Origin of the sequence: Kitasatospora sp. Root107 (assembly GCF_001424875.1) — a bacterium.
Lineage (GTDB): Bacteria > Actinomycetota > Actinomycetes > Streptomycetales > Streptomycetaceae > Kitasatospora.
Window position 1 is genome coordinate 292,708 of record NZ_LMCT01000012.1, and the last position, 17,892, is coordinate 310,599.

Below are 17,892 nucleotides of genomic sequence, written 5' to 3' on the forward strand. Positions count from 1 at the left end.
CTTCCGTCGGCGGCCCGCAATGGCGCCCCGGACTGGACACACCGAATTCACGTGGCGCCATCCACCGGGCGAACCACCGTCCACAGAAAAGGAGTTCGGCCGCTCCGCACCCCACCGTCCGACCTCGGACCGGGCGGACGGCCGGAGCTGCTCTCCGGGCGCCGGTAGAGTCGAGCGGTCGGGCAGCCCCGGGCGCCACCGCGCCGTGGCTCGGCCGCCCGCCCACTGCCCCGCGTGTCCGCGTCGACCGCGACCGAGTACGAACCGAGTACGACAGGTACCCGTCTTGCCCACTGCCATGCTGTCCGCCGCCGCGCGCCTGCGCGACTTCCGCCCGTCCTGGCTCGCCCCGAAGGTGGCCCGCACCGAGGTGCTGGCCGGCCTGGTGGTCGCCCTCGCGCTGATCCCGGAGGCGATCTCCTTCTCGATCATCGCGGGCGTGGACCCGAGCGTCGGGCTGTTCGCCTCGTTCACGATGGCCGTGGTGATCGCGGTGGTCGGCGGCCGGCCGGCGATGATCTCCGCCGCCACCGGTGCGATCGCCCTGGTGGTCGCCCCGCTCGCGCGCGAGCACGGCTTCGGTTACCTGATCGCCACCGTGATCCTCGGCGGTCTCTGCCAGATCGCCCTCGGTGCGCTCGGGGTGGCCCGGCTGCTGCGGTTCGTCCCGCGCAGCGTGATGCTGGGCTTCGTCAACTCCCTCTCCATCCTGGTCTTCCTGGCCCAACTGCCGAACCTGGTGGACGTCCCCTGGGCCGTCTACCCGCTGCTGGCCGGCGGCCTGGCGCTGACCGCCCTGCTCCCCCGGCTCACCACGGCCGTCCCGGCGCCGCTGGTGTCGATCGTTGCGCTGACCGCCGTCACCGTGGGCGCCCACCTGGCCGTGCCCACGGTCGGCGACAAGGGCGAGCTCCCGTCCGGGCTGCCGCTGCCGGGCCTGCCCGACGTGCCGTTCACCCTGGCCACCTTGACCCTGATCGCGCCGTACGCGCTGGCGTTCGCGCTGGTCGGGCTGATGGAGTCGCTGATGACGGCTCAGCTGGTCGACGAGATCACCGACACCCGCTCGAACAAGACCCGGGAGTCCATCGGCCAGGGCGTCGCCAACATCGTCACCGGCTTCTTCGGCGGGATGGGCGGCTGCGCGATGATCGGCCAGACGATGATCAACGTGAAGGCCTCCGGCGCCCGGACCCGGCTCTCCACCTTCCTGTCCGGCGCCTTCCTGATGGTGCTCTGCATCGTCTTCGGGCCGGTGGTCTCGAAGATCCCGATGGCCGCCCTGGTCGCGGTGATGATGCTGGTCTGCGTCGCCACCTTCGACTGGCACTCCGTCAGCCCGCGCACCCTGCGCCGCCTGCCGGTCGGCGAGAGCGCCGTCATGGTGATCACCGTCGGCTGCGTGGTCGCCACCGGCAACCTCGCGGTCGGAGTGATCATCGGTTCGGTCAGCGCCATGGTGGTCTTCGCCCGCCGGGTCGCCCACCTCGCGGACGTCACCTCGGTCACCGAACCCGGCGGCGACCAGGTGAACTACGCGGTGACCGGCGCGCTCTTCTTCGCCTCCAGCAACCACCTGGTGACCCGGTTCGACTACGCGAACGACCCGGCGAAGGTGGTCATCGACCTGACCGAGGCCCATATCTGGGACGCCACCTCGGTCGCCACCCTGGACGCGATCACCGGCAAGTACGCCCAGCGCGGCAAGACCGTCGAACTGGTGGGCCTCAACTCCCGGAGCGCCGAACTGCACGGGGCACTCAGCGGACGGCTCGGCTCCGGCGCCTGAGCCGTACCCGTGGCCCTACCCGTGGCTGATCACCACCCGGCCGAAGGCGCCGCCCTCCCGGTGGTACCGGAACGCCTCCGGGGCCTGGTCGAACGGGAACACCCGGTCCACCACCGGCCGCACCCGGTGGACCTCCACCGCCCGGTTCAGCGCGATGAACTGCGCCCGACTGCCGACCGCGACACTCCGCACCTGCACCCCCGAGGCGAACAGCAGCCGGGCGTCGACCGGCGGAGCGGTGGGGGCGTCGGCGACCCGGTAACCGACGTACGCGAGCTCGGCACCGATCCCGGCCGAGCGCAGCGACTGGTCCAGCGGCCCCGCGACGTGCACCACCTGGTCCACACCCCGGCCGCCGGTGAGCTCGCGGACCCGCTGGTGCCAGTCCGGCTCGGCGGTCCGGTCGATCACCTCGTGCACGCCGAGTTCCTTGAGCCGTACGGCCTTCGGCCCGCCCGAGGTGGTGGCGATCACCCGCGCCCCGGCCACCAGCGCCAGCTGCGCCGCGGCCAGGCTGACCGCGCCGGTGCCGAGGGTGAGCACGGTCTCGCCGGGGAGCAGCGGCCGGCCGCCGGTGAGGGCGTTCCACGCGGTCAGCGCGGTGAGCGGCAGCGCGGCGGCCTCCTCGTACGACAGGTGGCCCGGTATCCGCACCAGGGCCCGCTCCGCGACCACCCGGTACTCGGCCAGCGCGCCATCCAGCGAGGAACCCAGCTGGGCGGCCCGGTCCAGCCCGAACGGGCCGTCCAGCCAGTCCGGGAAGACGGTCAGCATGACCCGGTCGCCGAGGCCGAAGGTGCCGACGGCCGGCCCGACCGCGACCACCTCGCCCGCTCCCTCGCACCCGGCGACCACGTCCGGTACGACCGGCAGCGGGTAATCGTCGGCCAGGATCAGTCCGTCCCGGAAGCTGACGGCGTTGGCACGCATCCGCACCAGCACCTGCCCGGGGCCGGGCTCCGGCACATCGTGCTGACGCAGTGTCAGACCTGCTGTTCCGGTGCCGGCGCCGGTCACGTGGTAGCTCTTCATGGTGGTTTCCGTTCCTCGACGGGGTGACAGGAACGATCCTGCGCGAGCCGCCGAGTGCGGACAATTCCGTGCAGGGAATGACGGCGCGGGCTATAACCGTCCGGTGACCACCCTTACCGAACCCAGCCCGTTCCCTGCCGAGTTACGCCGCCGCCGGACCGAACGCAGGCTCAGCCAGCTCGACCTCGCCTTGCGGGCGGGCACCACCCAGCGGCACCTGAGCTTCATGGAACGCGGCCGCTCCCGCCCGGGCCGGACCATGGTGATCCGGATCGCGGAGTCCCTCGACCTGCCGCTGCGCGACCGCAACTCCCTGCTGCACTCGGCCGGTTACGCACCCGTGTACCCCGAGTCCCGACTGGAGACCCCGATGCTCGGCCCCGTGCGGGAAGCGCTGGAGGTCATCCTGCGCGGCCATCTGCCCTACCCCGCGCTGGTGCTCCGCCCGTACGGTGAACTGGTCGCCGCGAACAGCGCCGTCGATCTGATCACCGAGGGCTGCTCGGCCGAACTCCTCGCTCCCCCGGTCAACATGCTCCGGTTGCTGCTGCACCCCGACGGCATGGCCCGCCGCGTGCTGAACCTCCCCCAGTGGGGCCGCCACGTCACCGAGAACATGCACCGGGCCCTGGCGAACGGTGGCCACGACCCACGCCTGGCCGCCTTCATCGCCGAGCTGGAGGGCTACCTGCCGCCCGCCGCCCCCGACCCGGACCACCTCGGCTTCGCCGTCCCACTCCGACTCGCCACGCCGGACGGGGAGTTGCGCCTGATCACCACGATCACCTCGTTCGCCACCGCACTCGACGTCACGCTCGCCGAGCTGCACCTGGAGGCGTTCCTGCCGGCCGACGAGGCCACCGCCACGATCCTCCGTGCCCGGGCCACCCCGGGCACCAGCTGACCACATCGACTACGACGCCAAGGGACAGACGTGAGTGAGCAGCGAGCAGGTCAGGCACAACGGGTCAGGGAGTGGCTGCTGGGGGCGGCCCCGGCCGAGCCGAGGACACTGGCCGCCGCGCTCGGCCTGGCCGAGGACGCTCCCGGGCTGCAGCACCTGCGGCATGCGGAGCCGGAGCTTCTCGTCCGGATCGAGCGCCTGCACACGGCAGCACAGCACGCCTTCGAGCGGCGTACGCGCGTCGACGTGTGCCGGGCTCTGGAGCGCGTGGTGCGCGTCGCCCTGCGGGAGGCGGCGACCGCCCCCGCCCGAGAGCCCGACTACCTCAAGGACGAGGCGGATGGGGCCGCCCAGCAGCTCGAAGCGGACGCGGCACTGGCCGGCGGCCGCGGTCTCAACACGGGCCTGGCCTTCGGAATACTCCTCAGCCCGGTCGTCCTGATCCTGACCCTCGCCGTGGGCCGGGCCGTGCCGCCGCTCTTCCACGGCACCCTCGGCTGCCCGGAACAGCTCAGCCTGATGTACTCCCTGGTCTGCTTCTCGGGCGGGGCGATGGGCGCGGTCTTCAGCGTCATCATCCGGCTCCGCGACGCCTACCAGCTGATACAGCGCGGGCCGCTCCGCAGCGGTTCGCCCGACCTCCCGGCCAACCCCGTGCAGCTGGCCCGGACCATGCGTCAGGAGGGCTGGTACCGGGTGGTGGTCGGCTGGTTCCTGGCCACCTCGCTCTTCCTGCTCATCAACGGCGGCATCCTCACCCTGCTCACCCCGCCCGCCACGCCGGACGACCTCTGCGGAGCCGTACCGCTGACACCGGCCGGGCACCAGGCGCTGATCAAGGCCTGGTTCTTCTGGGGCAGTGTCGGCTTCCTCGCCGGACTGAACGAACGCTGGGCGTACGGCCTGCTGCGGCGCGGAAACGAGCAGCAGCAAGCCTGAGGCCGGCGGCCCCGACGCCTCAGCGAGCGCCGAACTTCTCGTCCGTGGGCACGACCTCACGACCGAGCGGCATCAGCGAGATCGGGATCATCTTGAGGTTCGCCCACCCGAACGGGATCCCGATGATCGACAGGAACAGCGGGATGCTGGTCACCAGGTGGCCGATCGCCAGCCACCAGCCGGCGAACACCAGCCAGATCACGTTCCCGACGCAGGACGGCGCACCGGCGTCCGGCTTCTCCACCGTGGTCCGCCCGAACGGCCAGAGCACGTACCCCGCGATCCGGAACGACGCGATGCCGAACGGGATGGTGACGATGAGGACGCAACAGATGATCCCGGCGGCGACGTAGGCGAGAGCCATCCAGATGCCACAGAAGATCAACCAGAGCACGTTCAGCACGAAACCGAGCACCTTCATGGCACCCACCCTCCCACGATCCCGGCTCGTGCAAGGGTTCATCCCCCGCTGGCGAGTCCAGCTGCCCGCCCCGTGCGGCCGGCCTGCCCCGAACGGCGCAACCTGCTGCGGCTCCGCGCGCGGGGCGCCCGAGCAGTCACCACTGTGGGTTGCATGGACGACTATCCCCTGCTCAACGTGTTCTGGACCATGATGTGGCTCTTCCTCTGGATCCTCTGGTTCTTCCTGCTCTTCAAGATCATCACGGATATCTTCCGCAGCCACGACATGGGCGGCTGGGGCAAGGCGGGCTGGCTGATCTTCGTGATCCTGCTGCCCTACCTCGGCGTCTTCGTCTACCTGATCGCCCGTGGCAGGTCGATGGGCCACCGGGATGTCGAACAGGCCCAGAAGGCCGACGCCGCATTCAAGGAGTACGTCCGCGAGGCTGCGGGCACACCTGCGGGCGGCGCGGCCGCCGCCAGCGGGGCCGACGAACTCGCCAAGCTCGCCGCGCTCAAGGATCAGGGCGCCCTCACCGACGAGGAGTACCAGAAGGCAAAAGCCAAGCTGCTCACCTGAGCACGGCACCGACCGCCGGCCGAGGGCCAGAACCGACCCTCGGCCGGCGCTCTCACGCACCGAGCAGGGTGACGGTCAGTTCGCCCGCGCGGTAGCGGGACCGCAGTTCCTTCTTGTCGAACTTGCCCACCCCGGTCTTCGGGATCTCGGCCAGCACTGCCCAGCGCTCCGGTAGCTGCCAGCGGGCGATCCGCTCGCCGAGGAAGGCCGCCAGCTCGGCCGGTGCCACCGGCTCGGTCAACACCACTGCGGCCAGCGGGCGTTCGTCCCAGCGCTGGTCGGGTACGCCGATCACGGCGGCCTCCCGGACGGCGGGGTGGGCCATCAGCTGGTTCTCCAGCTCGACCGAGGAGATCCACTCCCCGCCGGACTTGATCACGTCCTTGGCCCGGTCGGTGAGCCGCAGGCAGCCGTCGGCGGTCAGCGTGCCGAGATCGCCGGTGCGCAGCCAGCCGTCCCGGAAGCTGTCGGGTGCCGCCGTCAGATGGTACGAGCCGGTGACCCACGGGCCGCTGACCTCCAACTCGCCTATGGCGACGCCGTCCTGGGGCAGTACGGTGCCGTCCTCGGCGGTCAGCCGCAGCCGTACGCCGGCCGGCGGGCGGCCTGCCGAGTTCCGGTAGGGCCACTGCTGCTCGGCGGTCCTGGCGTACTGCGGCGGACGGGCCACGGTGCCGAGCGGCGAGGTCTCGGTCATCCCCCAGGCCGCGATCACCCGGACGCCGTGCCGCTCCTCGAAGCCGGTCATCAGCGCGGGCGGGCAGGCCGCGCCGCCGACCAGTACCTCGCGCAGCGAGGAGACGTCGCCGCCCTCGGCGTCCAGGTGGGCGAGCAGTGCGGCCCAGACGGTGGGGACGGCCCCGGCCGTGGTCGGGCGTTCGGCCGCGATGAAGGCGGCCAGCGGGGCGGCCTGCAGATGCCGGCCCGGCAGCAGCAGCGAACTGCCCGCCAGGAAGGCCGCGTACGGCATGCCCCAGGCCATCGCGTGGAACATCGGGACCACCGCCAGCGCCCGGTCGGCGTCGGAGAGGCCGAGCGCCTCGGGCAGGCAGACCTGCATCGAGTGCAGGTAGACCGAGCGGTGCGAGTAGACCACGCCCTTGGGGTCGCCGGTGGTGCCGGAGGTGTAGCAGACCGCCGCCGCCGAGTCCTCGTCCGGCTCCGGCCAGTCGAACCGCTTCGGGGCGGCGGCCAGCAGGGCTTCGTAGTCGTGCACCAGCACACCCGGCAGGGACGGGAGTTCGGCCGCGCCGACCACCACGACGTGCTCGATCGAGGGGGCTGTCGGCAGCACCGGGAGCAGGTCCGCGGAGACGATCACCACCCGGTCCTCGGCGTGCCGGGCGATGTGCGCGAGCTGGTCGGCGGGCAGCCTCAGGTTGAGGGTGTGCAGGACGGCGCCCATCGCCGGAACGGCCAGATACGCCTCCAGGTGCTCCTGCTGATTCCACATCAGAGTGGCGACCCGCTGGTCGCCGTCCACCCCGAGTGCGCGCAGCGCCCCGGCCAGCCGGGCGGCCCGGTCGGCGGTCGCGGCGTAGCTGGTGCGCCGGGCCGTCTCCCCGGCCCAGGTGACCGCCTCGCTGCGGCCGTGCACGGTGGCGCCGTGCCGCAGCAGGGTGGTGACGTTCAGCTGGTGCCGCTGCATGGTGCTGAGCACGGGGTCTCCTAGTCGAAGGGGGTGGGTGGCCAGGCATCACAGCACCCGCCCGACCGGGCGGAGAAGCACCCCGAGGCAATCCGCTGCACCTCCCCAACCCGCCCCCGGCCCGGCTGTGCACCCGCACAGTCCGGCGGACGGTTCGCGACGGAGGGCTACCCGCGCCCGGCCTTCCGTGCCACGCTGACCTGCCGCGCAGCGTTCGGCGGAGGCGAGGCGGACGACAGCGAAGGAGAGCGGCATGGATGCTCGGGCCACAACCACCGCCCCCGGCCGCTCCGAGGCGATCCGGATCGTCGGCCTGGTGCAGGGGGCGCTGACCGCCGGGTTCCCGGCGGTGGCGCACCAGCTGACCGCCGAGATCCTGCGCCAGGACACCGCGTACGTCGAGCTGGTGCCGCCCGCCGAGCTGCGGGCCCGGATCCAGCACAACCTCTGCCAGGCGCTGGCCGCGTTGCTGGACCATGCCCAGGGGCGGCCGATCGACCTGGCCGACGCCACCCTGACCGGCCGCCGCCGGGCCGAGCAGGGGCTGCCGCTGGCCTCACTGCTGCACGCCTATCGCCGGGGCGGCCGACTGATGTGGCTGCGGGTGACCGAGCTGGTCCGGGTCGACCACCCCGGGGCATTGCCCGATCTGCTGCCGCTGGCCGCCGACCTGTGGGACGTCCTGGACCAGACCTGCGACGCTGTCACCGAGTCGTACCGCAGCGCCGCGGCCGCGCTGGCGGCCCGGGACCAGGACCGGCGTACCGCGCTGCTCGACACCCTGCTGGACGGCTCCGGTGTGGCCACCGGATCGATCCCGGAGGCGGTCTCCCGGCTCGGGCTGCCCGAGCGCGGGCGCTACCTGGTGGCGGTGCTCCGCCCCCTGCCCGGTCACCAATCCCGGGCGAGCCACGAGCAGTTGACTGGTGATCAAGATGGCCTGCGGGTCCTCTGGCGGATCCATGCCGACCGCGAGGTGGCGCTGGTCCAGCTGCGCGGCCATGAACCGGCCGAGCTGGGGCGGCAGTTCGGCGGGCAGCCGGTCCGGGTCGGGATCAGCCCGGTGGTCGGTTCGCTCGCCGATGTCGGACGGGCCCGCTGGCTGGCCGAGACCGCCCTGCAGACCTGCACTGCCGACGGCCCCGAACTGGCCCATCTGGACGACCGGTTGCCCGCCGCCCTGCTGGTGGCCCAGCCCGACCTGGCCCAGCGGCTGACCCGGCTGCTCGCCCCGGTACTCGCCCTGCCGTACGCCGAGCGGCACTCCCTGCTCGACACCCTGGCCGCCTGGCTGGACTCCGGCGGCTCGGCCACCACCGCCGCCGACCGCCTCTACTGCCACCGCAACACCGTGCTGAACCGGATCCGCCGCCTGGAGCAGCTGACCAGCCGAACGCTGGGCGAACCGGCCCACATCGTCGAACTCTCCCTCGCCCTCACGGCGTTCCGCACCGGAGTCGGCCTGCCGCCCGAGACCAGCTGACTCATGACCCGCGCGCCGCCAGCTCCACCGCCGTGCGCGAGGCGGTCAGCCCGGGCAGCGTGCGCAGGTCCGCGCCGGTGAGCTGCTGCCAGCGGTCGAGGCGGCGGGCCAGCGTGTCGGCGGGCAGCCGCAGGGCCTGGGCGGCGGAGTCCACCGCGAAGCCGTGGTCGGCGAACGCCCGTACCGCGTCGGCCAGATGAGGGAAGGTCCGGGCGGTGGCGACGGCAGGCGCCAGCAGCGGGTCGAGCCGGTCGGCGAGGGCCGCCGTCGCCGCCAGCGGCCAGAGGTCCTGATACCGCCAGAGCCCGGCCCGGCCACCCGCCAGTGCGGCGACCGCCCGGACGTCCGCCAGCGTCTCCCGGGCGGCGTGGGGGCCGATCCTGAGCAGTCCGACCGCCACCCGGCCCACGTCCCCGAGCGCCGCCGGCAGATCGCTCTCCAGGACACCCTGACTGAGAATCAGCAGCCCCTCCGGGCCCTCCCCCACCGCGCAGCGCCCCGGCAGCCGGTCCAGCCGCTCCTGTGCCTCCGTCGCCTCCGGCCCGTCCACCGCCCAGCCCTGGAAGCCCTCGTCCGGGTCCAGTCCGGCCGCCTCGACGGCCACCCGCAGCGTCTCGGCAGACACCTCCCCGGAGGCCAGCCGCACCAGCCACGGCCGGGCCGCCGACCGGCCGGCCAGCTGTCGCACCGCCGCCAGCAGCTCGGCCAGCAGCTCGCCCTCCCCCACCACGCCCACCTCCCGCCCCAGGAGCGGCCAGCGTAACCGGCCCACTCCCCGGCAGCCAGGGTGATCGGTACGGTGAAGGTCGTCCGCGACCCTCCCCACCCGTACTGGAGCCTGACGGTCCATGACCTCCTCCCCGTCCTTCCTCGTCGTCGGCGAGAGCGTGGCCGACATCGTCCGCGCCCCCGGGCAGCCGGACGTCCCGCACCCCGGCGGCAGCCCGGCCAACGTGGCGTACGGGCTGGGTCGGCTGGGCCACCGCGTCGCGCTGCTCACCCAGCTCGGGGCGGACGAGGCCGGCGGGCTGATCTCCGCCCACCTGCGGTCGGCCGGGGTGGAGGTGCTGACCGATGGTCAGAGCGGGGTGCGGACGCCTACCGCGATCGTCACGCTCGATCCGGACGGCAAGGCCGGGTACGAGTTCGACATCCACTGGTCACTGCGGCCGGTGGACCCGCCGGTCCGGGTCGACCACGTGCACCTGGGGTCGATCGCGGCCGTGCTGCCGCCCGGTGCGGACGCCACGCTCGGGCTGGTGGCACGGCTCCGGGCGGGCGCCTCGGTCAGCTATGACCCGAACATTCGGGCCGCCCTGCTCGGCTCCCGCGCCGAGGTGCTGCCCGAGGTCGAGCGCTGCGTCGCGCTCGGCGACGTGGTGAAGGCCAGCGACGAGGACGTGGCCTGGCTCCACCCGGGGTGGTCCGAGCAGCAGGTGGCGGAGCGCTGGCTGAGCCTCGGCCCCGCGCTGGTCCTGATCACCCGGGGCGGCGACGGGGCAGCCGCCTTCACCCGGCACTGCACCGTCGAGGAACCCGCCGCACCGGCCACCGTGGTCGACACCGTCGGCGCGGGTGACTCCTTCATGTCGGCCGCCCTGGACGCACTGGCCACCCGCGGACTGCTCGGCGCGGCCGCCCGCCCGGCCCTCGCCGCGATCACCCCGGCGGTCCTGGCCGAGCTGCTCCGGTACGCCGCCAGGGCCGCCGCGGTCACCGTCTCCCGGGCCGGGGCCAACCCGCCGACCGGGGCCGAACTGCACGTCAGCTGACCACCATCGGCCATTCGGTACCGTCGATCTCCAGCACGCAGGCCGGCCCCTCCGGGCCGATCCGGACGCTGAACGGCCGGGGCGGGTCGTCCGGCAGCGCGTCCCGCACGGTCCACGGGCCGTGGCCTTGGACGCGCTGCAGCCCGACCTCCTTGCCGTCCACCAGCAGCTCGATCTCGGTGTGCCGACCGTGCCGGAGGTTGACGGTGACCGAGTGGCTGCCGTGGTCCCGGTGGAAGCGGTGCTCGCTCATGACTGACCCCTCTCCTGCCACTTCATCGTCTCCCGGCGCCGGTCGGCCGTCCATCTGCCGCTCCGGCCGAAATGCCGGACACTGACCGTCCTCACATACTTGGACAAACTGGTACAGCGTCAGATGATCAACAGGAGGCAGCCATGGCCCAGGCATCCGGTCCGCTCTACGATCCGTCAGGTCCCGTGCCGGTCTCGGGCGCAGGCCGCCGAAACTCCGGGGCCGTCACCGGCCTGGTGATGTTCGCCGGGGTGATGATGCTGGTCGGCGGCCTGCTGGGGATCTTCCAGGGCATCATCGCGATCGCCAAGGACGACCTCTACGTGGCCACCCGGGACTACATCTTCCAGTTCAACCTGACCACCTGGGGCTGGATCCACCTGGCGATGGGGGTGGTGCTCGCCGTGGTCGGCTTCGGTGTCCTCAAGGGCGCCGCCTGGGGCCGGGTGATCGGCATCGCCCTGGTCTCGCTCAACCTGGTGCTGAACTTCCTCTTCCTGCCCTACTACCCGCTCTGGTCCCTGGTCGCGATCGCGCTGAGCGCCTTCGTGGTCTGGGCGCTCTGCACCTACCGGGACTAAGACCGACCGGCACATGGTGGGCGGCGTCGCGGCGTCCGGACCGAGGCGTCACGGCAGCCGGTGGCCGGCCATCCGCTCCAGGCGGGCGATGCGCTCGGCCATCGGTGGGTGGGTGGCGAAGAAGCGGGTGCCGCTCTCGCCGGTCCGGAACGGGCTGGCGATCATCATGTGGCCGGCGGCCTTCAGCCGGGGCTCGGGGGGTAGCGGGAGCCGCTGGGTGCCGGTCTCCAGCTTGCGCAGCGCGCTGGCCAGGGCGAGCGGGTCGCCGGTGATCCGGGCTCCGTCGGCGTCGGCCTGGTACTCCCGGGAGCGGCTGACGGCCAGTTGGATCAGGGAGGCGGCGAGCGGGCCGAGGATCATGATCGCCAGCATCCCGAACAGGCCGGGCCCGTCGTCGTCCTCGCTCCGGCCGAACGGGATCAGCCAGGCGAAGTTCACCAGGAACATCACCACCGTGGCCAGTGCCCCGGCCACCGAGGAGATCAGGATGTCCCGGTTGTAGACGTGGCTGAGCTCGTGGCCGAGCACCCCGCGAAGCTCGCGCTCGTCGAGCAGCTGCAGGATGCCGTCGGTGCAGCAGACCGCCGCGTTGCGCGGGTTCCGCCCGGTGGCGAAGGCGTTCGGGGCCGGGGTCGGCGAGATGTAGAGCCGGGGCATCGGCTGCCGGGCCGAGGTGGAGAGCTCTCGGACGATCCGGTACAGCCGGGGTGCCTCGATCTCGCTGACCGGGCGGGCCCGCATCGCCCGCAGGGCGAGCTTGTCACTGTTCCAGTACGCGTAGGCGTTGGTGCCGAGGGCGATCAGCAGCGCGAGCACGAAGCCCGTCCGGCCGAAGAAGCTGCCGATCACCAGGATCAGCGCCGACAGCCCGCCGAGCAGTGCAGCCGTCCTCAACCCGTTGTGCTGCCGGTGCACGCAGGCCCTCCAGGTGGTGCGGTGGGAAGCCTTCTGAAATCGTCCCTCTGCCAGGATCAACGGCAGGACGAGGCGGCTTCGTTCCCGGCACCACTCGAGGTGGGTCAGAAGAGCGAGCCCGAGACCACCTGTAGCACCAGCTGCGGGGCCACCGAGAGCACCACGGCGACCGCGGCGGTGAGCCCCAGGGTGGCCCGCAGCGGGCCGGGGACCCGGGCCGGGGCACTGGCCCCGGCGGCGAAGAGCTTCGCCGTCCAGGCGAGGTAGTAGTACAGCGCGACCACCACGTTGGCCGCCATCACCACCGCCAGCCAGCCGAGCCCGGCGTCCACCGCCGCGCGGAAGACCACCACCTTGCCGAACAGGCCGACCACGCCCGGCGGCAGCCCGGCCAGGCAGAGCAGGAAGAACGCCAGTGCCAGCGCCGTCCAGCGGTTCCGGGCGAACAGGCCCTGGAAGTCGTCCAGCCGGGAGTGCCCGGTGGCCGCGACCGCCGCGAAGGCGCCCAGGTTCACCACGCCGTAGACCAGCGCGTACGCCACGGTGGCCCCGACCGGCCGGTCGGAGTCGGCGTACCCGGCGGCGGCCAGCGGCACCAGCAGGTACCCGGCCTGGCTGACGGAGGACCAGGCGAGCAGGCGCACCGCGCTGTTGGGGGCAGCAGCGCGTTGGCGCAGCGCGGCGACGTTCCCGGCGGTCATGGTGACGGCCGCGAGCACCGCGAGCACCAGGCCCCAGGTGTGCCCGTACGGGCGGAACGCGACGGTGGTGACCAGGGCGAGCCCGGCCAGACCCGCCGCCTTGCCGACCACCGAAAGGTAACCGGCGACCGGCACCGGGGCGCCGACGTAGGTGTCCGGCACCCAGAAGTGGAACGGGACGGCGGCGGTCTTGAACGCGAAACCGACCAGGGTCAGCACCGCCCCGGCCTCGGCCAGATGGCGCAGCTGGGCGGGTGCCACGGTCAGCGCGTCAGCGATCGCCGACAGGTGCAGGGTGCCGGTCGCGGCGTAGACGAAGCTGACGCCGAGCAGCATCACGGCGGTAGCGGTGACCGAGGTGAGGAAGAACTTGAGCGCGGCCTCCGCGCCCCGGCCGTCCCGGCGCAGCGCGACCAGGGCGAAGGCGGGCAGCGAGGCCACCTCCAGCGCGACCACCAGGGTGGCCAGGTCCCGCGAGGCGGGCAGCAGGGCGGCCCCGGCGGCGCTGCTGAGCAGCAGGAACCAGAACTCACCGCCGGGCAGCCGGTCTGCCGCGACGGTGTGTACCGAGAGCAGCGCGGCGATCAGCGCGCCGCCGAGCGCGAGCAGCTGGAAGGCGAGGGTGAAGTGGTCCGCGACGTACGAGCAGCCGCCGTCGGCCAGGCAGAAGGTCGAGCGGGCGTCAGAGTCGAGCGCGAGCGGGAGCAGCGCGGCGAGCGCGAGCACCAGGCCGCCGATCGCGATCCAGGACAGCGCCTTCTTCTGACTGCCCTTCAAGAACAGATCGGCCACCAGCACCACCAGACCGGCCAGCGCGGCGGTCAGCGGGGGCGCGATGGCCACCCAGTCGACGGACTGGACCAGGCCGCCCGGGTCGGCGACGGCGAGAGGAGTCATGGCGGGCTGCCCCAGAAGTGGAGTCAGGAGTGGAGTGGAGGTGAGCACGGTCAGCCACCTCCGAGCAGGTGCTTGACGGCCGGGTCGGAGAGCCCGAGCAGCAGCGCGGGCCAGAGCCCGGCGACCACGGTGAGCGCGGCGAGCGGGGTCCAGCTGACGGCCTCGTACGCCTGCAGGTCGGGCACGTCCGAGAGGCCGGGCTGCTTCGGGTCACCCATGCAGACCCGCTTGACCACCACCAGCAGGTAGCCGGCGGTGAGCAGGGTGCCGAGGCCGGCCAGCACCAGGTAGGTGAGGAAGGCCGGGCGGGAGAGCCCGGCGGCCGGGTCGAAGGCGCCGTACATGGCGAGCAGTTCGCCCCAGAAGCCGGCCAGTCCGGGCAGGCCGAGGCTGGCCACGGCGGCGAAGGCGAGCAGCCCGCCGATCCTGGGGGCCCGGCCGTAGAGGGCGGCGCCGGTGGCTCCGGCGAGGGTGTCCAGGTCGGCCGTGCCGTAGCGGTCCTTGACCGCGCCGACCAGGAAGAACAGCAGGCCGGTGATCAGGCCGTGGCCGATGTTGGCGAACAGCGCGCCGTTCACCCCGCTCGGGGTGAGCGAGGCGATGCCGAGCAGCACGAAGCCCATGTGGCCGACCGAGGAGTACGCGATCAGCCGCTTGAGGTCGCCCTTGGCGCCGGGCCTGGCCAGCGCCAGGCAGGCCAGCGAGCCGTAGACGATGCCGACGGCGGCCAGCGCTCCGAGGTACGGGGCCAGCGTGGCGGTGCCGTCCGGGACCACCGGGAGCAGCACCCGGACCAGGCCGTAGGTGCCCATCTTGAGCAGCACGCCGGCCAGCAGCACCGAGCCGACGGTGGGCGCGGCGGTGTGCGCGTCCGGCAGCCAGCTGTGCAGCGGGAAGGCGGGGGCCTTCACCGCCAGGCCGATCATGATCGCCAGCGCGGCGGTGACCTGGGTGGTGTGGGTCAGGCCGCTGCCGTGCGCGGCGGCCAGCTGCGTCAGGTCGAAGGTGCCCGCCTGACTGCCGATCAGCAGGAAGCCGAGCAGCATCAGGGCGGAGCCGAGCAGGGTGTACAGGATGAAGCGGTTGGCGGCCGGCACCTTGGCGCCGCTGCCCCACCGCGCGATCAGGAAGTACATCGGGATCAGCACGATCTCGAAGGCCAGGAAGAACAGCACCAGGTCGAGCACCACGAAGGTGGCCAGCATGCCCACTTCGAGCAGCAGCACCAGACCGGTGAAGGCCCGCGCGCCGGGCCCGGCCGGGAGCTTCCGGGTCGAGTACACCGCGCAGAGGAAGGTGAGCAGCGCGGTCAGCACCAGCAGCGGCAGCGAGATGCCGTCCACCCCGAGGTGGAACCTGACCCCGATCGCGGGGATCCAGCTCGCGTCGGTGACCGCCTGCATCCGCCCCGGCGCGGAGTGGTCGAACCAGGCGGCCAGCGCGACGGTGCCGGCCAGCACGGCGCCGGTGACCCCGACGCCGAGGCGGAGCGCGGCGCGCTCGCCGAGCGGGGCCAGCGTGAGGGCGGCGCCCAGCAGCGGCAGGACGAGGAGGGCGATGAGGAGCACGTTCACCGGGGGCCTCCGGAGCAGCAGAGGTGAGAGAGAGTCATGAGCCGACCGCCACCAGGACGGTGAGCACCACGACGGCGCCGAGCAGCACGCTCAGGTAGGTCTGGGCGTTGCCGGTCTGGCTCCGGCGGACCGCCCAGCCGAGCAGGTTGGCACCGGTGCCGGTGCCCCGGACGTAGGTCTCGACGACCTCGCGGTCCAGGAAGCGGACCAGCTGCGCGGCGGCCAGGGTCGGGCGGACGAACAGCGCGCTGTACAGCCGGTCCACGTGGAAGCCGTGCAGCGCCGGGCCGAACAGCGGCCCGAGCAGCAGCCGGCCGGGGTCGGCGAGCGGCTTGGGCAGCGCCGGGGCCAGCGTCTCGGCGGCGGGCGGGCCCGCCTGCTCCGGTACGCGCTCGGCGGCCGCGGCGGCCCGGGCGGTGACGGAGCGCCAGGCGCCGTACCCGATCAGGGCGCCGGCCACCGCGAGGCCGGTGGCGATCACGGCGGTCTCCAGGGCGGGCCGGAGCGAGCCGCCGTCCAGCAGCGCGGGCAGCCAGTCCGAGCGCAGGCCGAAGAGGCCGAAGCCCATCGTCGGGATCGCCAGCACCCAGAGCGGCCAGCGCATCGCGGGCGGCTCGGCGTGCGCCGGGTCGGCCTCGTCGATCTCGGCGGAGTACGGGGCGTCGGTGGCGGCGGTCAGGGCGACCGGCGCGCTGTGGAAGGCCAGCAGCCAGAGCCGGGCGGCGTACGCGGCGGTGAGCAGCGCGGTCAGCCCGGCGGCGACCAGCACGATCCAGCCGGCGGCGGACGGTACGGCGGAGGCCGGGCCGAGGCCGTTGGTCAGCGCCTCGCCGGTGGCGGCGTGCTCGGCGGCGGTGAGCACCGCCTCCTTGCTGAAGAAGCCGGAGAACGGCGGCAGGCCGATCAGCGCGATCAGTGCGATGCCCATCGTCCAGTAGGCGTCCGGCACCTTCTTGCGCAGCTCGGGCATCCGGGCCATCGCGCTGAGCGAGTTGGTGTGCGCGGCATGGATGATCACACCGGCGGCCAGGAACAGCAGTGCCTTGAAGGCGCCGTGGCTGACCAGGTGGAAGACGGCGGCCTGCCGGTCACCGGCGGCCAGCGCACCCGCCATGTAGCCGAGCTGACCGACCGTCGAGTACGCCAGCACCCGCTTGAGGTCGTCCTGGGCGAGCGCGCAGAGGGCGGACCCGACCATCGTGACGGCGGCCATCACCGACAGCACCACCAGAGCGGCGCCGGAGGTCAGGAAGACCGGCAGCAGCCGGGCCACCAGGTAGATGCCGGCCGCGACCATGGTGGCGGCGTGGATCAGCGCGGAGACCGGCGTCGGACCGGCCATCGCGTCGGGCAGCCAGGTGTGCAGCGGGAACTGGGCGCTCTTGCCCGCGACGCCCGCGAGCAGCAGCAGCGCGGTCAGTGTCGGGTGCGAGAGCTGGCCCTCGGTGGCGGCCTTGAGCACGCCCTCGATCCGGAACGTGCCGGCGTCCGCGCCGAGCAGGAAGATGCCGATCAGGAACGGCACGTCGCCGAGCTTGGTGACCAGGAAGGCCTTGAGCGAGGCGGAGCGGGCGTCGGCGGTCTCCCAGTGATGGCCGATCAGGAAGTACGAGCAGATGCCCATCACCTCCCAGCCGACCAGCAGCACCACCAGGTCGCCCGAGTAGACGACCAGGAACATCGCCGCCGTGAAGAGCGAGACCAGCGCCGCGTACGAGGGGTAGCGCGGGTCGTCCTTGAGGTAAGCGGTCGAGTACACCTGCACGCAGGTGGCGACCAGGCCGACCAGGACCGAGATCAGCGAGCTGAAACCGTCCAGGTGCAGGGCGAGCGAGAGCTCGGGGCCGCCGGTCGGAGCCAGCCGGGTGGCGGCGTCCAGGCTCTGGCCGGTGCCGAGCTGGAGGGCGACCACCAGCGCGAGCACCGCCGAGGCGGCCACCGGCAGGATCGCCAGCGGCCGGGTCAGGCCGGGGGCCCGCTTGCCGGAGGCCAGGGTGGCGACGGCGCCGAGTGCGGGCAGCACCGGGACCAGGACGGGGAGGGCGAGGTTCATGCGACGGCCTCTGCTGACGTGGCGTCCGACGTTTCGTCGTCTTCTGCGGGCCCGTCCTCGGCCGGGTCGCCGAGCGCGGTGAGGCGGTCGATGTCGGCGGTGCGGCGGGTGCGGAAGACCAGCAGCACGATGGCCAGGCCGAGGCCGATCTCGGCGGCGGCCAGCGTGATGGTGAAGAGTGTGAGCGCCTGGCCGCCGTGCAGCGCGTCGCGCAGCCAGACGTCGAAGGCGACCAGGTTGAGGTTGACGGCGTTGAGCATCAGCTCGACGGACATCAGCACCAGCACCGTGTTGCGCCGGGCGAGCACGCCGTAGACGCCGATCGCGAAGAGCAGAGCGGCCAGGACGGCGGGGTAGGCCAGATGCATC

At 72.8% G+C, this 17,892-nt stretch carries 17 protein-coding genes; 7 read left to right on the forward strand and 10 right to left on the reverse strand.

Translation table 11 applies throughout. From position 1 onward, the window contains the following. Positions 1–298 precede the first annotated feature (298 nt). Positions 299–1,789 carry a SulP family inorganic anion transporter gene (locus tag ASC99_RS13025; RefSeq protein ID WP_057231473.1) on the forward strand — a complete coding sequence of 497 codons (1,491 nt, stop codon included), beginning with the start codon at positions 299–301 and terminating at the stop codon, positions 1,787–1,789. Between the two features lie 15 nt (positions 1,790–1,804). Here ASC99_RS13025 and ASC99_RS13030 read toward each other — a convergent pair whose 3' ends face one another. Beyond that, positions 1,805–2,821: an NAD(P)-dependent alcohol dehydrogenase gene (locus ASC99_RS13030; RefSeq protein WP_057231475.1), complete on the reverse strand. Its 1,017-nt coding sequence runs from the start codon at positions 2,819–2,821 to the stop codon at positions 1,805–1,807. A gap of 103 nt (positions 2,822–2,924) precedes the next feature. Between ASC99_RS13030 and ASC99_RS13035 the strand changes: the two genes are divergently transcribed. Beyond that, positions 2,925–3,725 carry a helix-turn-helix transcriptional regulator gene (locus tag ASC99_RS13035; RefSeq protein ID WP_057231476.1) on the forward strand — a complete coding sequence of 267 codons (801 nt, stop codon included), beginning with the start codon at positions 2,925–2,927 and terminating at the stop codon, positions 3,723–3,725. Positions 3,726–3,755: 30 nt separating this feature from the next. Next, positions 3,756–4,664, forward strand: a complete 909-nt coding sequence (locus ASC99_RS13040; protein ID WP_057231478.1) for a hypothetical protein — start codon at positions 3,756–3,758, stop codon at positions 4,662–4,664. A 19-nt stretch (positions 4,665–4,683) separates the two neighbouring features. Here ASC99_RS13040 and ASC99_RS13045 read toward each other — a convergent pair whose 3' ends face one another. After that, positions 4,684–5,085, reverse strand: a complete 402-nt coding sequence (locus ASC99_RS13045) for a YccF domain-containing protein (protein ID WP_057231480.1) — start codon at positions 5,083–5,085, stop codon at positions 4,684–4,686. 153 nt (positions 5,086–5,238) lie between these two features. Between ASC99_RS13045 and ASC99_RS13050 the strand changes: the two genes are divergently transcribed. Next, a complete protein-coding gene (locus ASC99_RS13050) occupies positions 5,239–5,646 on the forward strand; it encodes an SHOCT domain-containing protein (protein WP_057231482.1) in 408 nt (135 codons plus the stop codon). A gap of 52 nt (positions 5,647–5,698) precedes the next feature. On the opposite strand, the gene ASC99_RS13055 is transcribed toward ASC99_RS13050, so the two are convergent. Then, a complete protein-coding gene (locus ASC99_RS13055; protein ID WP_057231484.1) occupies positions 5,699–7,306 on the reverse strand; it encodes a long-chain fatty acid--CoA ligase in 1,608 nt (535 codons plus the stop codon). 241 nt (positions 7,307–7,547) lie between these two features. Between ASC99_RS13055 and ASC99_RS13060 the strand changes: the two genes are divergently transcribed. After that, on the forward strand, positions 7,548–8,777 hold the full coding sequence (locus ASC99_RS13060) for a CdaR family transcriptional regulator (protein ID WP_057231486.1): 1,230 nt from the start codon (positions 7,548–7,550) through the stop codon (positions 8,775–8,777). Between the two features lies 1 nt (position 8,778). On the opposite strand, the gene ASC99_RS41905 is transcribed toward ASC99_RS13060, so the two are convergent. Then, entirely contained in the window at positions 8,779–9,507 is a 729-nt protein-coding gene (locus ASC99_RS41905) for a helix-turn-helix domain-containing protein (RefSeq protein WP_057231488.1), read from the reverse strand. Between the two features lie 118 nt (positions 9,508–9,625). Here ASC99_RS41905 and ASC99_RS13070 point away from each other — a divergent pair, with 118 nt between their 5' ends. Then, the gene (locus ASC99_RS13070) at positions 9,626–10,549 is read left to right on the forward strand and encodes a carbohydrate kinase (protein WP_057231490.1); all 924 of its coding nucleotides are present in this window, start codon (positions 9,626–9,628) and stop codon (positions 10,547–10,549) included. On the opposite strand, the gene ASC99_RS13075 is transcribed toward ASC99_RS13070, so the two are convergent. Beyond that, on the reverse strand, positions 10,542–10,802 hold the full coding sequence (locus ASC99_RS13075; protein ID WP_057231492.1) for a hypothetical protein: 261 nt from the start codon (positions 10,800–10,802) through the stop codon (positions 10,542–10,544). The genes ASC99_RS13070 and ASC99_RS13075 overlap by 8 nt on opposite strands. A gap of 143 nt (positions 10,803–10,945) precedes the next feature. Between ASC99_RS13075 and ASC99_RS13080 the strand changes: the two genes are divergently transcribed. After that, on the forward strand, positions 10,946–11,383 hold the full coding sequence (locus ASC99_RS13080) for a hypothetical protein (protein WP_057231494.1): 438 nt from the start codon (positions 10,946–10,948) through the stop codon (positions 11,381–11,383). A 48-nt stretch (positions 11,384–11,431) separates the two neighbouring features. Here the strand turns inward: ASC99_RS13080 and htpX are convergent, their stop codons facing one another. The 5 genes from htpX to nuoK form a co-directional block, all read right to left on the reverse strand. After that, positions 11,432–12,298 carry a zinc metalloprotease HtpX gene (gene htpX / locus ASC99_RS13085; RefSeq protein WP_057231496.1) on the reverse strand — a complete coding sequence of 289 codons (867 nt, stop codon included), beginning with the start codon at positions 12,296–12,298 and terminating at the stop codon, positions 11,432–11,434. A gap of 104 nt (positions 12,299–12,402) precedes the next feature. Then, complete coding sequence (locus tag ASC99_RS13090; RefSeq protein ID WP_057231498.1) at positions 12,403–13,896, reverse strand: NADH-quinone oxidoreductase subunit N; 1,494 nt, start codon at positions 13,894–13,896, stop codon at positions 12,403–12,405. Between the two features lie 50 nt (positions 13,897–13,946). After that, a complete protein-coding gene (locus tag ASC99_RS13095; RefSeq protein WP_057231500.1) occupies positions 13,947–15,470 on the reverse strand; it encodes a NuoM family protein in 1,524 nt (507 codons plus the stop codon). A gap of 34 nt (positions 15,471–15,504) precedes the next feature. Further along, positions 15,505–17,523 (reverse strand): NADH-quinone oxidoreductase subunit L, encoded by a 2,019-nt coding sequence (locus tag ASC99_RS13100; RefSeq protein WP_057231502.1) that lies wholly within the window; start codon positions 17,521–17,523, stop codon positions 15,505–15,507. Further along, positions 17,520–17,891, reverse strand: coding sequence for an NADH-quinone oxidoreductase subunit NuoK (gene nuoK / locus ASC99_RS13105; RefSeq protein ID WP_057231504.1), 372 nt, complete (start codon positions 17,889–17,891; stop codon positions 17,520–17,522). Before nuoK ends, ASC99_RS13100 begins: the two co-directional genes overlap by 4 nt. Between the last annotated feature and the right edge of the window lies 1 nt (position 17,892).